Below are 20,916 nucleotides of genomic sequence, written 5' to 3'. Positions count from 1 at the left end.
CCGCTACCGTGGGGCGGTGAGCGACCCCACCTGGGCGGCGGTCCGCGCCGCACGTGCCTGGCTGGACCGGGCGAACGGCACCGACCGGGCCGAGCTGACCTGCCGGATCCTCAAGGTCACCGAGGAGGCCGGCGAGGCCGCCGGGGCCTGGATCGGGCTGACCGGCCAGAATCCGCGCAAGGGCGTGACGCACAGCCTCGACGACGTGGCCGGCGAGCTGGCCGACGTCGCGCTCAGCGCCCTGGTCGCCATCGAGAGCCTGAACCTCGACGCCCGGCAGGTGCTGGACGACCGGGCGGCCCGGGTGCGGGACCGGCTCCGGGAGACGTCCGTGCACGGTACCGGGCCGGGCCCGTCGGTGGTTTCGGGCTGACCGGACGGATTGTCCGACATCGGGGCGCGGGACGACGACATGCTTCGCTGGTCGGTTCGCCGCGCGACCCGACGTCGGCGGGCCGCCCTCCGCCGACGTGGCGGCGGACCGGTGGAGGGTCGGCCACCGGCGTGACGTCGTCGTTGGCCGACCCCGGACAGGCCCCGGGGCGGGTGCCCGCAGCCCGGCCGTCACCTTCCCCCGTAGTTGACGGCCGGCCCAGCCCGCCCCGGTGCCGATCCCTCGCCACCCGCGGTTCTCCGCCGGGTACCCCGGTCGCGGCACCGGCCGCCCCGGGCCCGCGATCGAGATCCGTGCCCGGTGATCGCCTCCCGGGTGACACCTCCGGTGCCACGGCTGCGGAATCGGAGATCTCCGTCCGGTCGATGTCCGGGTGCCCGGTTCGACGGTTCCGCCAACCGGATCAGACCGGGGCTGCCGGGCGTTCGGGGAGCGCGGACGATAACCGGGAGGTCAAGGTTTGGTTATTGAGGATATCCAGCAGGTCCGTCCGTGCTATACCGTGATTGGGTGAGAGTCGAGCGGCACTGGTGGAACGGCGATCGGGGTCCGCGCGCACGGCGCGACGTCTACATTCGTACGGATGGGCAGCGATGGGAAGTCGAGGCCCAGGTCGGGGGCGCCCAAGGGCGCTCGAAGGTGCAGCAATGCCCCGGTGAGGCGTCCGCGCGCATCCTCGCGGACGCCTGGCTAGGTGGGCGCCCGGGCTGGCGAGAGATGGTGCTCTGAGCCGACCGCCGTCCGGCTGGTCGCGCAGAGCTGTCTCGCGGCTCGATATCTTTCCCAGATTCGAGAGGCGGGTCACGCCGACGGGTGAGAGTCACCCGTCGGCGTGGAGTTGCGCGTCCAACCGGGCGGCGTGAGGTTCCGTTACCGGAACCGGCCGCGGTGGCCAAGGCACTTTCCGCGATCTGCCAAAGGAATCGCACCCCGTTACCCCACTCGGTTGCGTCGAGTTACCATTTAAGCACTCATGGTGATCAATGTCTTGACGACGATCAGCGGGGTGAGGGTTCGTGGCGCGGGACCTTGACGGGCGATCGGGCGGAACAGGGCGGCGGATCGGGGACCTCGACCGCAGCCTGCTGCTGCACTGCCGGACCAGCCAGGTCACCCTGGCGGCCGAGGTGGCCGACCGCAGTGGCGGCGGCCTGGTCGTCACCGCCGACCGGGGCAACCTGCGCGGTTGCCTGGGCCGGGCCCGGCACCTGCGGGAGGTCGACCACTACCGCCGTCCCGTACTGCTCGACGCGGCCCGGTACGCGGGCGACGGCAGGCTACCCGCCGCCGCGCCCTTCGACCCGCGCTGGATCGACTGCCAGCGGGACCTCGGGCTTCCGGTACTGACCGACTCCGGTTACCTGGACCGGAACGACAGCGCCGGCCTGGCCGGACTCCTCGAACGGGCCGCCCGGCTCGGTGACGCCATCGCACTCCTGCCGATGCACCCGTCCTGGCTCGCCGACCGGATCGCCCGGCAGACCCTGCTCCGCTACGTGGCGGCGGTCGGCGTACCGGTGGCGGTCGTGGTGGAGGAGTCGGCGAACCCGTTCACCCCGGCCAGTACGGTGCACGGGCTGCTCCAGTTGCTCGGCTGCGGGGTTCCGGTGCTGGTGCTCCGGGCCGACCTGCCGGTGCTCGGGGTGCTCTGCTTCGGGGCGACAGCGGTGGCGATCGGCACCGAACCCGCGCTGCGCCGGCTCGATCCGCGCCGGCCCGCCGGCTCCGGCCCACCGACCGGGGTACCCCGGCCGTCGGCGGTGGTCCGGCAGTGCCTGTCGTACGCGCCGCTGCCGGAGATCGAGGCCACCATGCGCCGCCATCCGGACAACGGGATGTGGCAGCACTGCGACTGCGCCACCTGTGCCGGCAGGGGCCTCGGCTGGCTGCTGGACCGGCCGGACGGCGAGCGGAGCCGTACCGCGTTCCGGCACTCCGTGGACGTCCTGCTCGACCTGCGCGCCGAGCTGACCGGGCCGTCCGGGCAGCTCAACGAGTGGAGCTGGCGGGCCCGCTGCGTCGCCGCCGCGTCCCGCCGCCGCGAGGTGGGTTGGGAGCTGCTGCCGATGTTGCACCACTGGCAGCAGGCGATCGCACCGCCGAGCACCTCCCGGCTGCCCGCAACCGCGGGGCGCCGGGCCGGCGGGTCGGGCCGGTTCTCCCGGGCGACCACCCCCCGATCAGCGGCCTGACCTGCGGCAACCTGACCTGCGGCAACCTGACTGGCGGTGCCTGCGGGGTCGTCCGGCCGGCCGGGTGACCGGGATCAGGCCAGCGCCATCCGGGCCCAGCGGCTCGGGCTCAACGTGAGCACCCGGAACGGACAGTGCCGGTCGGTGAGCAGCGTGTACGCCTCGATCGCCCGCTCGGCCGCGTCCTGCGCCTGCTCGGCCGGGGTCATCCCCCGGCCCCGGTTGCGGAACAGCGCGCCGTAGAAGGCGGAGCAGAAGACGCCGCTCTCGTGCCAGCCGATCTGTGCCGAGGTGCCGATGTAGGTGACCTCGTCCTGGAGGCAGTCCCGGACCGCCTTCTGCCAGGCGCCGGTGCCGGTCCGGCAGCCGTCCGCGAGAATCGCGTGCGCCGAGATGCCCCGCCCCCGGGCGGCCGCCTCCTCGCCCAGCGCCTCCAGCGAGATCTTCGTCCGGCCGTCGCTGCTGGCGAAGGTGGGGGTGCTGCTGTGGTCGCCGTGCGCCATCACGTGCAGTACGTCGCAGGAGGCGGTGAAGGCGGTCAGCACCGTGTCCGGGTCGCGGGAGCGGACGAAGTCGATGTCGACCACCGGCTGCTGGTGCTCGGCGTTGATGTTCTGCAGGGTGGACTGGACGAACGTCATCGCCGCGTCGAACGACGAGTCGAGTCCGATGTCGAGCAGACTCACCCGCTTCGCCCTCATTGCCATGGCGAACCTCCCCCGGGATGCGATCAACACGCTACCCCTGCCGCGCCAACCCCGCCGGCCCGGCTGCGGCGTCCCGGGCCGCGCGGACCGGCCGGTCAGCGGCCGGGTCAGTCGACCAGGGCCGCGTAGACGAGCTGGCGCAGCTCGGCCCGGAGCGGGTAGGTGCTGGAGGGGACGAGCTGGGTGAAGAGCAGCGCGGTGACCTCGTCGACCGGGTCGACCCAGAACGCCGTACTCGCCATGCCGCCCCAGTAGAACTCGCCCGGGTTGCTCGGGGTGCGGCTCGGCACCGGATCGAGCACCACCGCGAAACCGAGCCCGAAGCCGATCCCGTCGAAGGTCGTCTCGGCGAAGCCGCCGGTGGAGAGCCGCCCCAGGTCCTGCCCCTCCGGCAGGTGGTTGCGGGTCATGAACCGGACCGTACGCGGAGCGAGCAGGCGTACCCCGTCCAGCTCGCCGCCGCGCAGCAGGAACTGGGTGAACCGGTGGTAGTCGGCCGCCGTGGAGAGCAGGCCGCCGCCACCGGAGAGCAGCGGCGGCTTCTGGCGCGCCAGCACCCCGACCTGGTCGTACCGGATCGCCTGGCCGGTGCCGGGGTGCGCGGCGTAGCAGGCCGCCAGCCGGTCCGCGTCGGCGCCCTCGGCCCACCAGCCGGTGTCGGTCATGCCCAGCGGGCCGAGGATGCGGTCGGTGAAGAAGGCGTCCAGCGACTGGCCGGAGACCACCTCGACCAGCCGGCCGAGCACGTCGGTGGCGACCGAGTAGCCCCAGGCCGTGCCGGGCTGGAAGAGCAGCGGCAGCCGGGCCAGGCCCTCGGTCGCGCTGGCCAGGTCGAAGCCCGGCGGCGGATAGAGGTCGAAGCCGGCGGCCCGGTAGAGCCCGTCGACCACCGAGGTCTGTAGGAAGCCGTAGGTCAGCCCGGCGGTGTGGGTGAGCAGGTGCCAGACCCGGATCGGTTCGACCGCCGGCACCGTGTAGGGCTTCAGTGCCGACCCCCGGTCGTAGACCCGGGCGTCGGCGAACTCCGGCAGCCAGCGGCTGATCTCGTCGGTGAGCTGGAGCCGGCCCTCCTCCCAGAGCATCATCGCGGCGACCGAGGTGACCGGCTTGGTCATCGAGTAGATCCGCCAGAGGGTGTCGGACTCGACTGGCAGCCCCGCCTCGCGGTCCCGCATCCCGTACGTCGAGGAGTGCGCGATCTCGCCCCGCCGGGTCACCACGATCTGCCAGCCGGCCAACTGCCCCGCGTCGACGTACCGGGCGAAGTGTTCGTCGACGTGGGCCAGCCTGGCCGGGTCGAAGCCGACCTGGTCAGGGTCGACGCTGCGCTGGAGGCTCATTCGCCGAACCATACTGCCGGCCCGGAAATGGCGGCAACGACCACCGGCTGCCGGTCCCGGCACACCCCCGCACCCGGGCCGGTAGGTCCGGCCACCGGGTCAGCCGGGCCCCACCGGCCGCCCGGCCGACCCGTCCCGGTGCTGCCCGGGCGGACGGGTCCGGCGCCAGTACTGCCGCTTGCCCTCGTCCCGGACCACCACGCCGAGCCGGGTCAACTCGGTCCGCAACTCGGCCACGTCCGCCCTGTCACCCTTGTCCAGCGCCCGCTGCCTGGCCTTGAGCAGCGCGTTCGCTCCCGGCGGAAGCTCGGTGGCGCCATCGGCCCAGCGCCGGAACTCCGGCCGGTACGGGTCGCCGTCGGGGTACCAGCGGTAGCCGTGCGCCTCGAAGGCGGCCCGGAGCCGGTCGGCCGACAGGTCGGACTGCTCCCGGGCGAGTTCCTCGGCGGCGGGCCCGAGCAGGACGAGCCGCTTCCCCTCCCGGAACGCCCCGGTGATCTCGGCCCGGCCGACCCGCCGGGTGCTGGTGCCCCGGACCAGCGTCACCCCGTCCCGGGCGACGGTGACGGTCAGCCGCTCGGCGGCGGCGATCCCGGCCACGAGCAGTCCGCCCAGCGCGCCGAGGACCAGCGCGCCACCGGTGGCCCAGGGCTCGTCGACGGCGTCGATCAGCATGAACGGGCCGCGCATCGGGATCCAGCGCAGCGACGCCACCCAGCCCGCCGAGGCCTGCACCAGCCAGAGCAGCGCGGCGCCGAGCGGCGGGAAGAGGATCCAGACCAGAGCCACCAGGCTGGCCGGTTCGGCCACCACGATCGGCTCGCCGGGCGGGGACGCCCCGGTGCGGTCCGGCGGGGTCGCCTCGGCGGTCACCTCAGGACACCTCCCGGCGTACCGTCCGGATCAGCCCGGCGAGCAGCGGCAGCAGTACCCAGGCCGCGACCGAGACGCCGAGCCGGGCCCACTGCCCGCCGTCGAGGTGCCCCGGGTCCGGCGGCTCCACCAGGGCGGCCGTGGTGAGCCCGGTGTCCAGCCACTCGGCGGCGGCGTGCAGCCGCTCGATCATCCCGCCGAGCATGGACCAGGCGATCGGCAGCACCAGGGAGAGCACGATGGCCAGCGGGGTGCTCTGGAACAGCAGGCCGAACGCGATGCCGAGCAGCACGTTGACCGTCTGGAAGACCGCCGCGCCGACGAACGCCGACGGGTCGGTCGACCAGGAGCCGCCGTCGCCGGCCAGCCCGGCGATCACGGTACCGAGGGCCGCCGTCGCCAGGCTGGCCAGTACGGAGATCAGCGCCGCGACCACCCCGGCGCCGAGCTTGGCGACGACCACCCGGTGCCGCTGCGGCACCAGCGCGAAGGTGGTCAGCACGGTGCGCTGGGAGAACTCGGTGGTGACCAGCAGGATGCCGAGGATCGGCAGCAGGATGCCGACCGGGATCTGGGAGAGCGCGAAGAAGTTCTCGAACCGCTGCTCCGGGTCGGGTGCGGTGAGGAGCAGCACGGCCACGATGATCGCCGAGATCAGGCCGATGGTGATCAGCAGCCAGTAACCGGCCCGGGTGTCGGCGAGTTTGCGCAGCTCGACCAGGGTCATCCGGAGCAGCGTCGGCCGGCCGAAGGTGTCGTACCCGCCGGGGCGGTCCGCCGGGCCGACGGACCTGGTGTCGGTGCGTCCAGTGGTGTCGGTGGTCATTTCACGGCCTCCCGGACGGAGTCGCCAGCGGTCAGGGTCAGGAAGACCTGCTCCAGTCCGGCGCTCTCGGCCGGCCGGAGTTCCAGCAGCGCCACGCCGGAGTCGGCGGCGGCCTGCCCGACGGCGCCGGGGTCGGCACCGACCAGCAGCCCGCCGTCGGTGCCGGACCGCACCGGCAGCCCGGCCCGGTCCAGGGCGGCACGCAGCGCCTCCGGGTCCCGGGCCCGGACCAGCGCGCCCGCGTCGGCCAGCAGTTCGTCCTTGCTGCCCTGCGCCACGACCCGCCCGCCGCCGATCACCACCAGCCGGTCGGCCACCGCCTCGACCTCGCGGAGCAGGTGCGAGGAGAGCAGCACGGTGCCGCCCCGGTCGGCGAAGTCGCGCAGCAGGCCGCGCATCCAGAAGATCCCCTCCGGGTCGAGGCCGTTCGCCGGCTCGTCCAGGATCAGCACCCGGGGGTCGCCGAGCAGCGCCTGCGCCAGGCCGAGCCGCTGGCGCATCCCCAACGAGTACGCCCGGACCCGCCGCCGGGCGGCGACCGCGTTCAAGCCGACCTGGTCGAGGCACTCGTCGACCCGGCGCCGGGAGACCCCGATGGTGCGAGCCGAGAGGATCAGGGTCTCCCGCCCGGTCCGGCCCGGATGCTGGGCACCGGCGTCGAGCAGCAGCCCGACCAGGCGACCAGGGTTCGGCAGCCGGCGGTAGTCGACCGAGTCGACGGTGGCGGCGCCGGCGCTCGGCGGGGTGAAACCGCAGATCATTCGCATGGTGGTGGACTTGCCGGCACCGTTCGGGCCGAGGAACCCGGTCACCGTGCCCGGTTCGCACCGGAACGAGACGTCGTCGACGACGGTGTGCCGGCCGTACCGTTTCGTCAGGTGTTCGACACTGATCATGCCGTCGAGCCTGCCGGGTCCGGCCGGCCGGGCGCTGCGGTCCGGAGTCCATCCCCGGCGACCTTCGGCTACTTCCGGACGTCGACTTTGGTTGGTGTCCGGCCCCGGCGCCGGTTCGTACAGTTGGCTGATGACTGGTGTGCCGGCCCGCCCCGAGCATCCCTGGCTGCTGCCGGCCACCCTGACGGCCGACCCGGCCACCGGCCGGCGCCGGCCGCGCCGGTCGACCCGGGACTGGATCGTCGACACGCTCTGCTTCCTGATCGCCGGTGGCTACGCCTTCGTCGCCTTCTGGGACGTACTACGCCCGCAGCCGACCCTGGTGGCGGACCGGGCCGACTCGGAACTCGCGGTCGCGATCGACGCGGTGCTGACCACCGCGCTCTGCCTCGCGCTCTGGGTACGCCGCCGCTGGCCGGTCGCGCTGGCCGCCGCCGCCCTGCCGGTGGCGCTCTTCTCCACCCCGTCCGGGATCGCCATCCTGATCATCCTGCTGACCCTGGTGGTGCACCGGCCGCTCTCGGTGGCCGGCCCGCTGCTGGTGGCGCACCTCGGGATCGCGGTGCTCTACGAGTACCGCAATCCCGACCCGACCGACGGGCCGTGGGCCGGGATGGTGATCAGTGCGGTGCTGACCGCCACGGTGCTGGCCTGGGGGATGTTCATCCGGGCCCGGCGGCAGCTCGTGCTCTCCTGGCGGGACCGGGCGTACCGGGCCGAGGCGGAGCAGCGGTTGCGGGTCGAGGCGGCCCGGCGGCTGGAACGGACCCGGATCGCCGGAGAGATGCACGATGTGCTCGCACACCGGATCTCGCTGCTCAGCCTGCACGCCGGGGCGCTGGAGTTTCGCCCCGACGCGCCGCCGGAGGAGGTCGCCCGGGCGGCCGGGGTGATCCGGACCAGCGCGCACCAGGCGTTGCAGGACCTGCGCGAGGTGATCAGTGTGCTCCGGGAGGACCCGCCGGAGGGCGGGCCGGAGCAGGTGGTCGGGCCGGAGCGGGCGCGGGCGGTCGAGCCGGCGCCGATCTCCGGCGGCTGGGGCTCGGGGCCGAAGGCATACCCGCCGGACCCGCCGTACCCGCCGGTGCCGGTGACCGGGCAGTCGGGCTCGCCGGTCGGGCCGGACCGGGCGCCCGAGCGGCCGCAGCCGACCCTGGACGACCTGCCGGCGCTGGTGGACGAGTCCCGGGAGGCGGGGATGCGGGTGGACCTGCGTACCGAGTTGACCTCGACGGAGACCGCACCGGCCGGGGTCGGGCGGGGCGCGTACCGGATCGTGCAGGAGGGGTTGACCAACGCCCGCAAGCACGCCCCGGGGGCGAGTGTGCTGGTGACCGCGCGGGGCCGGCCGGGACTGGGGCTCAGCGTCGAGGTACGCAACCCGTGGCCGGTCGGCCAGCATGCCCTGCCGCTGATCCCGGGTACCGGCACCGGGCTGGTCGGGCTCGGCGAACGTACCGCGCTGCTCGGCGGGTGGCTGGAGCACGGGCGTACCGACTCGGGTGACTTCCGGCTGGCGGCCTGGCTACCGTGGCCGGCGTGACCGGGCAGGAGGCCGGCGGGCCGGTGCGGGTGCTGATCGTCGACGACGACGCGCTGGTCCGGGCCGGACTGTCGATGATCCTCGGCGGGGTGCCGGAGCTGCGGGTGGTCGGCGAGGTGGCCGACGGCAGCGGGGTGCTGGCCGCGGTCGCCGCGCACCGCCCCGACGTGGTGCTGATGGACATCCGGATGCCCCGGATGGACGGGCTGGCCGCCACCGAGGCGCTGCGCCGGCTGCCGCACCCGCCGGAGGTGCTGGTGCTGACCACCTTCGACGTCGACGAGTACGTGCTGCGGGCGTTGCGGGCCGGGGCCAGCGGCTTCCTGCTCAAGGACACCCCGCCGGCCGAGATCGTCGCGGCGATCGGCCGGGTCGCGGCCGGCGAGGCGACGCTCTCCCCGACGGTCACCCGGAAGCTGATCGCGCACGTGACCGGCGCGGGTACGACCGCCCGGCGGGACGCCGACCTGCGGCGGGAGCGCGCGGTACGCCTGCTCGACGCGCTCAGCGCCCGGGAGCGGGAGGTCGCGGTCGCGATCGGCCGGGGCTGGTCCAACGCCGAGATCTCCGCCGCGCTCTTCATGAGCGTGGCGACGGTGAAGGCGTACGTCTCCCGGCTGCTGACCAAGCTGGAGCTGGCCAACCGGGTCCAGGTGGCCCTGCTGGTGCACGACGCCGAGCTGGTCTGACTGTGCGGGTGGCCGGTCAGCGTTCCCGTGGACGCAGCGGCTCCAGGCCGCTGGTGTCGACCACCGGGCCGGCCTCGCGCATCCGCTCGGCGACCTGGTGCCACCGCCCGGCCTGGCGGGTGCAGATGCTCTGCGCCTCGTCGCCGCGCAGCGGCTCGCCCCGGTAGTCCAGCTCGGCCAGCCGGCGCCGGGCGCGCAGGCTGCCGTCTCCGGCGTGCTCGGCGACGGTCTGGTAGATGGCGTTGAGCCGGCGGTCCACCAGCGCGATGTTGTGCCGGGCCAGCCGCTCGATGTTCTCCTCGGTCCGGCTGCCGTCCCCGACCAGCCGGTCGGCGCCGGCCAGGCAGAGGTCGTCGTAGCGCGGGATCGCGGGCGGGAACCGTGCCTCGGCGATCCGGATCGGGTCGACCGCCTCGCGCAGCAGCCGGATGAACTCGGCCCGGTCCCGCCAGTACCGGGCGTGGTCCAGGGCGATCCGGCAGAGCGTGTCCCAGGTTTCCGCGTCCAGGTCGAGCCAGCGGATGAGCTGGTGCGGGTCGGCGGTCTGCGGCGGCAGGGCCCGGTCGTGCCAGGTCTGTTCGAGGAGTACGGCACCCTGCCGGAGCAGCTCCTTGGCGTACGCGGACATCCGGGAGTTGATCACCTTGTCCGGGCGCGGCAGCACCACCTTGAGGCTCGGGTAGACCTCCTCCTCGAAGTACCCGAAGTCCTGCAACCGGCGCAGTGGCGCCAGATCGGGCTCGCTGCTCAGGATCCACCGCCGCAGCCGGTCGGCGGCGACCCCGCTCTCGGTGCAGGCCAGCGCGGCCCGGAGTTGCTCCACGGCCTTCGCCACCAGCGGCGCCACCGGTGGCGGCAACGGGTGCGGGGTCGGCTCCCGGGCCACCTGACCATCCGGGGTGAACGGCGGCGCGGCCGGCCGGCGGTGCCAGCGGGGCGGGTACGCCAGCGGCAGCGCGTCGGCGATCAGCCGGCGGCCCCGCCACAGCGCCCGGCCGGCCGCCGAGAGGTACGCCGGAGCGGGCCGCTCCAACTCCGGGAAGTACCCCTTGAGGGCGAAGGCGTAGGTGCAGGCCGCGTTGTAGAAGTCGAACGACCGCAGCGGGCGGCTCGGCCACCGCCGGCGCTGGGCCCGCCGGATCGCCCGGTCCAGCAGTACCCCGCCGCACGGCCACTCCCGGCTCAGCGTCCGGGCCCGGGTGCGCGGGCCGCGCCGCCACCAGCCGGCGAGGCAGCCCCCGTCGTCGAACGGGCCGACCGGTTCGGCGGGCTCCCCGCCGTCGGCTGCCGGCCCGACGATCCCGGGCGTGGTGGTCTGGTGCGTCGGCCCGCCGCCTCCGGGCGTGCCGGGCTGGTGCACCGGCTGCCAGCCGGTGGCGGCCCAGTCGTGCCACGCCCGGGCCAGCCGCAGCGGCGCCCAGACGTCCCGGAGCAGCAGCAGCGCCGAGTGGGTCACCTCGGAGCGGCTGGCCCGGACGAACCAGGCGAGCACGGTGTCCTCGCGCAGCCGGTACAGCTCCTGGGCGGCGGCGATCTGGAACACCACCCGGGTCGCCTCCGGAAACTCCCGCAGCACCCGGCGCAGCCACTCCTTGGCGGCCGGCTCGCCGGGCGCGTCGGCGAAGGTCACCACCACCGGCCAGTACCGGTCGACGAACGCCTTCTCCAGGCGTTGCCGCATCTGCCGGCGTACCTTCTCCCGGTCGCCGATCCCGTCCTGCTTGAACCACTGGTGCACGGTCCGCTCGGTGTAGGCGAGGGTGCAGGCGTACTGGTAGCGCAGCTTGATCGAGTCGGGTCGGCGGCGCAGGTGGCGCAGCGTACCGAGCAGGTGCCGGGGCAGGTCGCGGAGCCGGTCGCCGCGGGTGGTCCAGATGTGGTCGTCGTACCAGCCGCCCTGCTCGCGCAGCACCAGCGCCGACTGGTACGTGTCGAGCGCGTCCAGGAAGAGTCCCATCTCCTCCTGCACGCTGGCCACCATCACCCGCAGGTCGGCGTTGAACGGGTCCAGCCCGAGCGCCACGCCGTAGTAGCGGAGCGCCTCGTCGAACTGTCGCCGGTCCTGCAACTCCTTGCCCTTGTTGTAGGCGGCGAAGAGCGCGGCCGGCAGTTCCCGGCCGCACCAGTTGCGCCACGGTGCGGCCCGGCCCAGCCGGGTCACCGGCAGGATCGTGGCCAGCACCCAGTACGCGGTCCGCCGGGTCGCCTCCTCCCAGGTGCCGCCCCACTGGGTGGTCATCGCGCTGCGGCCGCCGCCGAGGAACGAGGTGACGGTGGCGCAGACGCCGTAGCAGGGCTCCTGGGCCCGTACCTGCAACACCCCGGTCACCCGGTAGCCGATCTTCGGCCAGAGCCGGGGCAGCATCTGGAGCAGCATGACCAGCGGGTTGCCGCTGCGCGGGTCGACCCCGCTGGCCACGTCGAGGAAGGTCTCCGGCGGCGGGTCGGCGGGTCCGGCGTACGGCGGATAGATGTGCGTCTCGGAGAGCCGCTGGCAGAACTGGCTCTTCAGGTCGTCGACCGGGGCGCTGCGGTCCGGGGTGGCGTCGGTGAACTCGTGCACGTCGACGGGTCCGGGCCGATAGGCGAGCCGGACCCGGCACCGGTGCCGCCAGGCGGCGAAGCAGACCACGGCCAGCACGAGCAGCCCGAGCCGGTGCCGCATCGGGTGCGGCCCGTCGCCGCCGAGGGTGATCGCGAGACCGTCGAGCGGGCTGAGCAGCCAGGTGTCGGGGCGGCCGGCCCGCAGGTGCGCCCGGCCGATCCAGGCGAGCGCGGTGAGCAGGGCGAGGGTGCTGAGGAGTTGCCAGCCGAGGGCCCGCCCGGGCCGGGGCATCGGCAGCGCGGCGGGCGCGGCCCGGGACTCTCTGCCGATCCGCCGGGGCGTCGGCTGCGCCCACTGCTCGGACCGCTGGATACCGTGTGACGTTCTTCTTGCTCGATGAGGCATCTCGGCCACCGATGGCTCTCGGTTCGGTCCCCTTTCGTGACGAATCCGCACCTCCAGGCTAGTGATCGTGGTAACGGCTGTGGTCCGGAATGCCCGTTCTCGCCTGCCTCGTTGGGGTGCTCCCGCCCCTGGCGTACCAGTGGTTCCGCACCCGAGCCGGCGTCCCTCCGGCGGGGGAGGCCGGCCCGCCGCGCGGGGGATCCGGGTGCGGCCGGCGGCGGCGAGGCTGGGGACATGACCGGGACACGGCACGGAATCGACGTACCGGCACGGCGACGGCCGGGGTGGCCGGGCCGGGCCGCGCCGGCCTGGGCAGCGTGCACGGTGCTGCTCTGGGCGATCGGGTACGGGGGGTTGCGGGTGCACTGGGCGTCGGGGAACGCCCCGGAGTTCCCGCCGCTGGGCACCGATCTCTTCCCGGTCGCCGGCTGGGGCGCGGTCGCCCTGGTCGGCACGGCGGCGCCGCTGGCGGTCGCGCTCCATCGGGCGGACCGCTGGCGGTGGCCGCTGGCCGCAGCGGGCTGGGGGGTGAGCGCCGCGCTGGTGACGCTCTGCCCGTTGCTGTTGCTGGACGCCGTCGCCGTGCTCATCCCCGGGCTGGGTCTCACCGTCGATCCGGCCGGGATCGCCGGCCGGCTCGGCTGCCTGGCCGGCGGGGTGCTGCTGGCGGTCGCCACGAACGGGTACCGGCGCCGGGTCCGGGGCGACCGCCCGCTGCTCGGCGGCCGCATCGCCGGTACGCCCCGGTGGGCCTTCGCGGCGGCGTACCTGGCGGTGGCCGGTTGCCTGGCCCGGCTGGCCGCGCAGTACGCCGCCGGGATGGCGGAGATCCCGTTCGCGGACGGGCCGGCCGTACTCGTCTTCGAGGTCGGGTTCCTGCTCGCCGGCGTCCTGCTGCCGCTGGCTCTGGTGCACTCCTGGGGGCGGGTGTTCCCGCGCTGGGTGCCGCTCTGGGCCGGGCGGCGGGTGCCCCGCTGGCTGCTGCTCGGTCCGGGCTTCGGGCTCGGCCTCCTGATGGTCGTCTACTTCGGCGTCGGCACCGGGCAGCTGGCGGTGGAGACGGTCACCGGAAGCTGGGATCCGGGCGACGGGGCGTACCCGCTCTGGTTCTTCTGGGTCTCGATGCCGGCGTACCTGCTCTGGGGGCTGGGGCTGACGGTGGCGGCGCTGGCGTACCGGCGGCGTACCCGGCGCTGACGGCCGGCCCTGATCCGGGCTATGCCTCCTCGTGCAGCGCGGCCCGGCCCTGCCGGGGCACCTGGCGTACCGCGCCGACCGCCTCGGCGAGGTCGTCCACGGTCCGCCAGACGGCGGGGTCGACCCAGTACCCGGAGTGCCGGGCCGCCGCCGGGGCCGGCTGTCCGTGCACGTACCAGTTGCTGACCGGGTCGGGCAGTTCCACGTCGACCTCGGCCGGTGGTCGTCCGGCCCCGAAGATCCGGCCGCCGATGTAGTCGGTCCGGTAGTAGAAGTTCCGCCAGGCGTGCAGCGCCACCCCGGGAGCGCCGCCGGTCGGGGCGAGCCTGCCCAGTACCCGTTCGCCGAAGTAGGCGGGAAAGGCCCAGCCGTAGAGTGTGGACAGTGGTGAGCCGAAGGTGACCAGGGCGACCACGTCGTCGCCCGGCCGGTTGTCCGGCTGTAGCAGTGCGGCGGCGGCCAGCACGGTGCCCTGGCTGTGTGCGGCCAGCACCACCCGCCCGCCGCTGTCGTGGATCCGCCACAGCCGCTGCTGCAACTCGGGGACGGCCCGTTCGGCGTACGACGGCGGCGCCAGCGGGTGGTAGGCGCGCGGCCAGAAGGTGAGTACGTCCCAGAGCACCCCGATCCGGCGCCGGCTGTGCAGGTCCCGCCAGCCTCTGCGGAGTACCAGGATGATCAGGACGGGGATGCCGGCCGCCAGGTAGCTGCCGAGGGTGAGCGTCCACTGTGTCCCCCAGGGCACCTTGCCGAAGACCCAGTACCGCACCTGGAGCACGACCAGCAGGACCGTGCCGATCGCCGCGATTGCGGTGAGCAGCTTGTCGACGTCGTGGGGCATCCGGGCGAACCGGCGGGCCCGGGCGATCCGCGCCTCCCAGCCCCGGCCGAGCATCGCCTGCCAGAGCTGGACGGTGCGCTGCCGCCTGCGGGCCTCGTCGGTGAGGCTGCTGCGTTGCCAGCGCGGTTCGGTCGGCGGCCGGGGTGAGTGCTCCCGGTACCACGCCCGGATCCGTTCCCGCTCGGCCCGGTCCGCCCCGGCCCGCCAGTAGCTGACCAGCTCGTAGGCGGCGAAGAGCAGGATCAGGGCCAGCGGGACGAGGGTCAGGTAGTGGACCAGCCGGCCGAGGACCGGATAGAGGTACAACTCGGCCTGCCCGGGCGGCCCCGTTGGCAGGTGCACCCGGGTCGACACCTCGGCGGTGACGGCGGCGATCCGGGTCATCAGGCTGATCAGCACCACGTTGAGCGCGAAGACGCTGAGGGTGAGTGCGACGAACGGGCCGAAGATCACGAAGGTACCCCGGCGCCAGCCGCCGGGCAGCACGGCCGCGAGCACCAGCAGCAGGGTGCCGAGTATCCCGCCGAGGGTCAGTCCGGCCACCGCGCGCATCCCGGGCAGGTAGCCGAAGGACTGCGGGTACGCCGGCTGCACGGCGGCGAACCAGCCCGCGCAGCAGACCGCCGAACCGGCCGCACCGAGCAGTACGCCCGCGACGGGTACCGGGCAGCGCTCGGCGGCGACGAAGACCAGCGCACCGACCAGGACCACTGTGGCGAGCGCGAGCACCACCCGGGCCAGCACCGGGGCGTGTACCGGTGCCCCGGCGAGCCGGGCCGTCTCCCGTACGGTGTGTCCGAGTACCAGTGCGACGAACGCGAGTCCGGCGGCGATGTGCAGGTGACCCTGTTCCAGCGCGCCGCGTCGGCCGTCCCAGAAACCCGGGTCACTCAGCCCGATCCCGCAGCGCGCCGCGCCCCGGGCCTTCCGTCCCGGTCCGGCGGTCGACTGTCCGGCGCTCGACCCCTCGGTGCTGGCCGGGCCGGCACCGGGGACGCCGGGACTGGCCGCCTCGTAACGGCTGATCGTGCGTAACGCGAGGACCACCAGCAGGACCACCATGGCGAGCGGTACCAGGGCGCCGGCCAGGATCCGCCGGGCCGGGTAACCGGCGAGCAGCGGGTCGTGCAGCAGACGTACCGGCCAGGCGTCGTCGGCGCAGCCGGACTGCCCGCCGCACTGGTAACCGAGCAGCTCCATCCCGGTCATCGCGGCGATGAGCAGAAGGTTGAGGGTGAGGCCGAGGGCCGCCCAGCGGACCGCCGCCCGGTGCAGCCGGAACAGCGCCGGCCGCCGGTGGGTCTGCGGGCTGCACATCCAGCCGGCCACGTTCGCCAGCGCGAACGGGAAGAGCAGCAGCCAGAGCACCCGGGCGCCGCTGCGCGAGGTCATCCCACCCCAGGAGTACGCCTCGACGTGCCGGCCGGGCAGGTCGGCGGTGCGGTAGAAGCCGGCGATCCGGTCACCGGAGACGTGCTGCGGGGCGGCGTCGGCGAGCAGGTTCTCCGGCGTGGTTCCGCCCACCCCGTGCAGCCGGAGTTCGGTGATCCCGGTCAGGTCGGCGGCCGGTGGGACGAGCCCGGACGGACGCGGGACCGGGGACGTGTCGTAGCGCTGCAGCGGCATGGCGTACCACCTGGGTTTCTAGGGTCCGCGGCAGGTGGTGCGCCCGCTCGCCGGCCTGGCCGGCGGGCCTCGGGGCACCCGGAACGGGATCGGAACCTGACACCTCAACCGTGCTCCGGTCTGGTCAACGGTTTCGGTCGTTCTGCGACACGGCACCGTCGCCGACCCGATCGGGTGCAACCGGGAGCCGGGCGCCGGGGGTACGTGTCCACCGCCGGCCGGGCGCTGATGGAGATCAATGATTGCGTACTGGTTTCCGATGGATGACGATTGATGCCCGGGGGGATCTTCCAAGGAGGCATCTCATGGCGGAAGCAACAGCGGTCCCGGATGTCCACTCCTATCCACTCGGCGCCAGCCGTCCCCCGCTCGGGGTGGCCGACCTGCCGGAACCCGAAGAGGTCTTCAAGGTCCGCAAACTCGGCCCCCGCGAGCTGGTCAAGTACGCCCTCGGCCCGAGCCTGATCGCGCTGGGCATCTCGATCGGCAGCGGCGAGTGGCTGCTCGGGCCGCAGGCGGTCGGCCAGTTCGGCTTCGTCGGCGTCGGCTGGGTCATCCTGATCTCGGCGGTGTTGCAGACCTTCTACAACATCGAGTGCTCCCGGTACGTGATGGCCACCGGCGAGGCTCCGGTGGTCGGCTGGGGACGGGTGCCGCCCGGTTACCTGCTCTGGGTACCGCTGTCGGTGTTCCTGGTGATCTTCGCGTTCATCGCCGGGGGATGGGCGGCCTCGGCCGGCCAGGGCATGTACGCGTTGGTACACGGCGAGGCCCCGCCGTCCGGGGCGGAGGAGCCCCGGCTCTGGGCGATCGCCCTGCTGGTGCTGGTCTTCCTGATCGCCGCCGGGGCGAAGCGGATCAGCCGGGCCCTCGAACTCGCCAACTGGGTGATGGTGAGCGTCATCCTGCTCGCCCTGTTGCTGGTGGCGCTCTTCGTGGTGCCCTGGGACATCTGGTGGGAGGGGATCCGGGGCTTCGTCACTCCGGCCGCGCCGCCGGAGGGGATCACCGCCACCCAGCTCGGCGGACTGGCCGGCTTCACCGCACTCGTCTCCGGACTCAACTGGTATGTGATGGGCCACTACCGGGACAAGGGCTACGGGATGGGCTTCCGCACCGGCTACCTCTCGGGGCTGCGCGGCGACCGCCGGGAACTGCTGGCCACCGGGGTCACCTTCCCGGACGACCCGGCGAACGCGGCCCGGTGGCGGCGCTGGTACCGGCTGCTGCTCATCGACATGTGGGGGATCTTCTTCGTCGGCGCGATGCTCGGCATGCTGCTGCCCACCATCCTGATGGCGCAGGCGGTGCAGCTCTCCGGAGAGACACCGACGGCGGCGAACGTACCGACCTTCGTGGCCACCGCCCTGGAACCGGACTACGGGCCGCTGATGTTCTACGGCATGCTGCTGGTCGGCGTACTGGTGCTCTTCAGCACCCAGCTCGGCATCTTCGAGGGAATGGTGCGGGTCAGCACCGACGCCGCGCACGCGACCAGTCCCCGGCTGCGCCGGCTGCTGGAGGGCGACCCGCGCAAGTTCTACTACCCGTTCATGCTGCTGCTGCTCGTGGTCATCTCGGTGGTGCTGCACCTGGCGGTGCCGGTCAACCTGGTGCAGTGGTCGGCGAACATGTCCAACCTCGGCGCGCTGCTCTATCCGTTCCTGCTGATCTATCTGAACAGCCGGCTGCCCCGGCCGGCCCGCCCGCGCCCCTGGCACTACGTACTGCTGGTGCTGAACGTGCTGTTCTTCGGCTTCTTCTTCGTCAACTTCATCGCCGATTTCGTCGGTGACCCGCTGATCACGTTCTGAGCCGTCGACGAAGCCGACCGTCGGGAAGGGACCGGCCGCGTCCGGCGGCCGTGCCCTTCCCGAAACCCGTTTACCACCCGGACGATCGGGGCGTAGCTTGGAGAGCGGACACCTGACGGGGAGGTCGAGATGGTCGCACCGGCCGGTACGGTCGAGATCACGTCCGAGGCGGAGTTGCGCGAACTGCTCGGCGAGCCGAAGCCCCAGGCGGTGACCAAGGAGCGGGTACGACTGCACGAGATCGACCGCGAGTGGCTTGCCGCCTCGCCGTTCTGCCTGGTGGCCACGGCCGACCCGGCCGGCAACTGCGACGTCTCGCCCAAGGGCGACCCGCCCGGCTTCACCGTGGTGCTCGACGACACCACGATCGCCATTCCGGAACGCCCGGGTAACCGGCGCGCGGACGGTTACCGCAACATCCTGGCGAACCCGCACGTCGGACTGGTCTATCTGATTCCCGGCCGGGGCGAGACGCTGCGGATCAATGGTCGGGCCCGGCTGGTCCGGGAGGCGCCGTTCTTCGACCAGATGATCGTCAAGGGGCACCGCCCGATCCTGGCGCTGGTGGTCGATATCGACCAGATCTTCTTCCACTGCGCCAAGGCGTTCATGCGGTCCTCGCTGTGGCGCCCGGAGAGTTGGCACCCGGAGGTGCTCCCGCCGCATCCGCAGATCATCAAGCGGGTCCAGCGGACCGAGGAGTCGCTGGAGGAACTGGAGCGCTACTACGGCGCCGCGTACGCCCGCCAGCTCTACCAGGGCTGACGTACGCCTGGTAGGACGATCGGTGCCGGGAAGCGCGGCGGGAGATTCCACCCGGTCGGACCGGAGCAATTTCCACGCTTTTCCCTTTCCGTCCGAGTGGGCGACGAGAATTGATCTCGGGGTGCCGTTCCTGAAATTGGGATGAATGTCCGGACGGCCCCTCCACAGTGGTCGCCGCGTGCAATGATGGCGGGCCACCACCGCCGCGCTGTTCCGAGTCGCGGCGATCTCTTCCCGTGGGAGTCTCTCCGTGCAGCTACTCCTGGCCTACGCATTCGATCGCGACGAAGCGACGGCCGACCTGCCGTCCAGAATCGACCGGATAACCGGCCACTACGCGACGATCTGGCCCGAGGGAACGCAGCGGTGCGGGACGGACGTCGGCCGGCTCGGACTGCACATCTGGGACGTGGCGCCGTCGCCGTGGCGCTGGCCCGCCTGGCAGCAGGAGCCGGACCTGGCGGTCGCCACGCTCTATCTGCCGGTCGACTACCGGCGGGTGGTCGGCGGCGTCCCGGCGGAGCGCGCGGCGGTGCCACTGGCCAGGGCGCTGGCCGACCGTCCGCGCTCCGTGCTGGAGCTGGCCGCCCCGTTCGTGCTGGCGTCACTGGCCCCGGGGCAGGGTCGGCTGCGGCTGCACACCGACGCGGTCGGGCTCGGCCGGCTCTACCAACTCCGCTTCCCCGGCGGCTGGGTCTGGTCCAACCGGCCGGCCGCCGCGTGCCGGTTCGCCGGGATACGCGCCGAGCCGGACCGGGACGGCTGGCGTACCTTCGCCGCCACCGGCTGGTTCCAGGGCGACCGGACGCCGTTCAGCAACGTCTACGCCGTACCGGGCGGGACGACCATCGACTACGACGCAACCGGGGCGGCCCCGGTGCAGAGCCGGATCGACGCACTCGCGACCTGGGCGGCAGACGGCGGCGGCGACGCGCTCTCGGCCGACCGGGTCGACGAGGTGGCGGAGGCGTTGCGCGGTGCCATGCGCGGGCTCGACCCGCTGTGGTCGGGCAAGGTGAACATCGGACTCAGCGGCGGCCGCGACTCCCGGCTGTGCGCGGCGGCGGCGCTCACCGCCGGCCTGGAGGTGCAGTTCCACACCAACGCCGCCGAACCGGGCGAGGCAGATGTCGCGGAGCGGCTCGTCGCGGTACTGCCGGGCGAGCTGGCCAGGCGGGTCAGCCACCGGATCGACCGTCCGAAGCCGGGCGGCCCGGCCCAGACCCACGGCCTGGCGATGACCGCCCCGGTGCTGCCGAACGTGCTGGCCTGGCACCGGGTGCAGGAGGGACTCCGGCCGGAGAGCTACCTGCCGTCGGCCGCACCGAACCGGTTCGTTCCGGCGAGCTACCTCACCGTCAGCGGGGCCGCCGGAGGGATCGCACACGGCCACTACTACCCACCGGACCACGTCGAGATCTCCCGGCTGGCGTACCCGGACCGGCTCGACGCCTTCACCGACCGGCTGGCGGGCCGGGTCGTCCGCAAGTCGGGGCTCTCGGCCGCGGCCCGGGCCACCTCGACCGCACAGCTGCACCGCACCCTGGCGGCGGCGTTCACCGCCGGGCTGAGCGACGCCAAGGTCCTCGACTATTTCCTCGTGTCGGAGCGCGTCCGCCGGTGGGGGACCGCGGCCGACCGGACCGGCACGATCATCCCGTTGCTGGTTCCCGAATTCGTCCGGGCGGCCTTCGGCATCACCCCGGCGCAGCGGCGCGACAACGCACTGCACCGGGCGGTCACCGAACGACTCATTCCACAGTGGAGGGGCGAGCCGTATTATGCCCGCCCGCCCGGCCTGGTGCCGCCGGTCTACGCACCACGGCTCGGCACCGCCCCGGACCGTGACCTCATCACCGCCGTGGTGGCGGAGCAGGAGTCCTGGGCCGACGCGCACCGGCCGGCCGCCGTCGCCGCCGCCTGGCACCGGCTGGTCACCGGGCGGGGCGGGCCGGGGGACGAGCGGCTGATGCACCGGGTGCTCTGGCGGGCCGTCTTCGCGGACTATCTCGCCGAGGTGAACGGCGAGCAGGGCGCTGCCCGGGTACTGCGGTCGCCGGTGCCGCCGCAGTCCGCCCCGTCCCGGATCCTCGCCGGGACCGCTGCCCGGGGACGGCGCTTCGCGGCCCGGGGACTGCGCCGGGTCGCCCGGGTCGTCGACCCGGTACCGCCCCGGTCGAGCTGACCGACCCCCGCCGTCCGGCCCGGCCGGCGGATCCGGCGGCCCGGGCAACCGCATCGGTTCTGCCGGCCGGTGCGGCCG

15 protein-coding genes are annotated in these 20,916 nt (G+C 73.5%); 8 read left to right on the top strand and 7 right to left on the bottom strand.

Features of this window, described 5'->3' with window-relative positions; genetic code table 11:
• Positions 1-16: 16 nt before the first annotated feature.
• Together V1634_RS22705 and V1634_RS22700 are read left to right on the top strand one after the other, a co-directional pair.
• Positions 17-373 (top strand): MazG-like family protein, encoded by a 357-nt coding sequence (locus tag V1634_RS22705; protein WP_331209894.1) that lies wholly within the window; start codon positions 17-19, stop codon positions 371-373.
• Positions 374-1,410: 1,037 nt separating this feature from the next.
• Positions 1,411-2,586, top strand: coding sequence for a hypothetical protein (locus tag V1634_RS22700; protein WP_331209893.1), 1,176 nt, complete (start codon positions 1,411-1,413; stop codon positions 2,584-2,586).
• Between the two features lie 74 nt (positions 2,587-2,660).
• On the opposite strand, the gene V1634_RS22695 is transcribed toward V1634_RS22700, so the two are convergent.
• From V1634_RS22695 to V1634_RS22675, 5 genes are all read right to left on the bottom strand, one after another.
• Positions 2,661-3,293, bottom strand: coding sequence for a hypothetical protein (locus V1634_RS22695; protein WP_331209892.1), 633 nt, complete (start codon positions 3,291-3,293; stop codon positions 2,661-2,663).
• Between the two features lie 107 nt (positions 3,294-3,400).
• Positions 3,401-4,633: a serine hydrolase domain-containing protein gene (locus V1634_RS22690; RefSeq protein WP_331209891.1), complete on the bottom strand. Its 1,233-nt coding sequence runs from the start codon at positions 4,631-4,633 to the stop codon at positions 3,401-3,403.
• 99 nt (positions 4,634-4,732) lie between these two features.
• The gene (locus V1634_RS22685; RefSeq protein WP_331209890.1) at positions 4,733-5,506 is read right to left on the bottom strand and encodes a YqeB family protein; all 774 of its coding nucleotides are present in this window, start codon (positions 5,504-5,506) and stop codon (positions 4,733-4,735) included.
• A 1-nt stretch (position 5,507) separates the two neighbouring features.
• Positions 5,508-6,332 (bottom strand): ABC transporter permease, encoded by an 825-nt coding sequence (locus tag V1634_RS22680; RefSeq protein WP_407951830.1) that lies wholly within the window; start codon positions 6,330-6,332, stop codon positions 5,508-5,510.
• Positions 6,329-7,228 (bottom strand): ABC transporter ATP-binding protein, encoded by a 900-nt coding sequence (locus tag V1634_RS22675; RefSeq protein ID WP_331209889.1) that lies wholly within the window; start codon positions 7,226-7,228, stop codon positions 6,329-6,331. The genes V1634_RS22680 and V1634_RS22675 overlap by 4 nt, the downstream gene beginning before the upstream one ends.
• Positions 7,229-7,358: 130 nt before the next feature.
• Here V1634_RS22675 and V1634_RS22670 point away from each other — a divergent pair, with 130 nt between their 5' ends.
• Together V1634_RS22670 and V1634_RS22665 are read left to right on the top strand one after the other, a co-directional pair.
• The gene (locus tag V1634_RS22670; protein ID WP_331209888.1) at positions 7,359-8,771 is read left to right on the top strand and encodes a sensor histidine kinase; all 1,413 of its coding nucleotides are present in this window, start codon (positions 7,359-7,361) and stop codon (positions 8,769-8,771) included.
• Entirely contained in the window at positions 8,759-9,460 is a 702-nt protein-coding gene (locus V1634_RS22665) for a response regulator transcription factor (RefSeq protein ID WP_331209887.1), read from the top strand. Before V1634_RS22670 ends, V1634_RS22665 begins: the two co-directional genes overlap by 13 nt.
• 16 nt (positions 9,461-9,476) lie before the next feature.
• On the opposite strand, the gene V1634_RS22660 is transcribed toward V1634_RS22665, so the two are convergent.
• Complete coding sequence (locus tag V1634_RS22660; protein ID WP_331209886.1) at positions 9,477-12,410, bottom strand: tetratricopeptide repeat protein; 2,934 nt, start codon at positions 12,408-12,410, stop codon at positions 9,477-9,479.
• A 234-nt stretch (positions 12,411-12,644) separates the two neighbouring features.
• Between V1634_RS22660 and V1634_RS22655 the strand changes: the two genes are divergently transcribed.
• Positions 12,645-13,607 carry a hypothetical protein gene (locus tag V1634_RS22655; RefSeq protein ID WP_331209885.1) on the top strand — a complete coding sequence of 321 codons (963 nt, stop codon included), beginning with the start codon at positions 12,645-12,647 and terminating at the stop codon, positions 13,605-13,607.
• Between the two features lie 19 nt (positions 13,608-13,626).
• Here V1634_RS22655 and V1634_RS22650 read toward each other — a convergent pair whose 3' ends face one another.
• The gene (locus tag V1634_RS22650) at positions 13,627-16,074 is read right to left on the bottom strand and encodes a hypothetical protein (RefSeq protein ID WP_331209884.1); all 2,448 of its coding nucleotides are present in this window, start codon (positions 16,072-16,074) and stop codon (positions 13,627-13,629) included.
• Between the two features lie 305 nt (positions 16,075-16,379).
• Between V1634_RS22650 and V1634_RS22645 the strand changes: the two genes are divergently transcribed.
• The 3 genes from V1634_RS22645 (at position 16,380) to V1634_RS22635 (ending at position 20,838) form a co-directional block, all read left to right on the top strand.
• Positions 16,380-17,888 carry an Nramp family divalent metal transporter gene (locus V1634_RS22645; protein WP_331209883.1) on the top strand — a complete coding sequence of 503 codons (1,509 nt, stop codon included), beginning with the start codon at positions 16,380-16,382 and terminating at the stop codon, positions 17,886-17,888.
• Positions 17,889-18,017: 129 nt separating this feature from the next.
• Entirely contained in the window at positions 18,018-18,653 is a 636-nt protein-coding gene (locus V1634_RS22640) for a pyridoxamine 5'-phosphate oxidase family protein (protein ID WP_331209882.1), read from the top strand.
• A 250-nt stretch (positions 18,654-18,903) separates the two neighbouring features.
• Entirely contained in the window at positions 18,904-20,838 is a 1,935-nt protein-coding gene (locus V1634_RS22635; RefSeq protein WP_331209881.1) for a hypothetical protein, read from the top strand.
• Positions 20,839-20,916: the final 78 nt, after the last annotated feature.

Origin of the sequence: Plantactinospora veratri (assembly GCF_036421995.1) — a bacterium.
In the GTDB taxonomy this organism is placed as follows: Bacteria; Actinomycetota; Actinomycetes; order Mycobacteriales; family Micromonosporaceae; genus Plantactinospora; species Plantactinospora veratri.
Note: the sequence above shows the minus strand (reverse complement) of the source record. Positions and strands in the feature narration are given on the sequence as shown.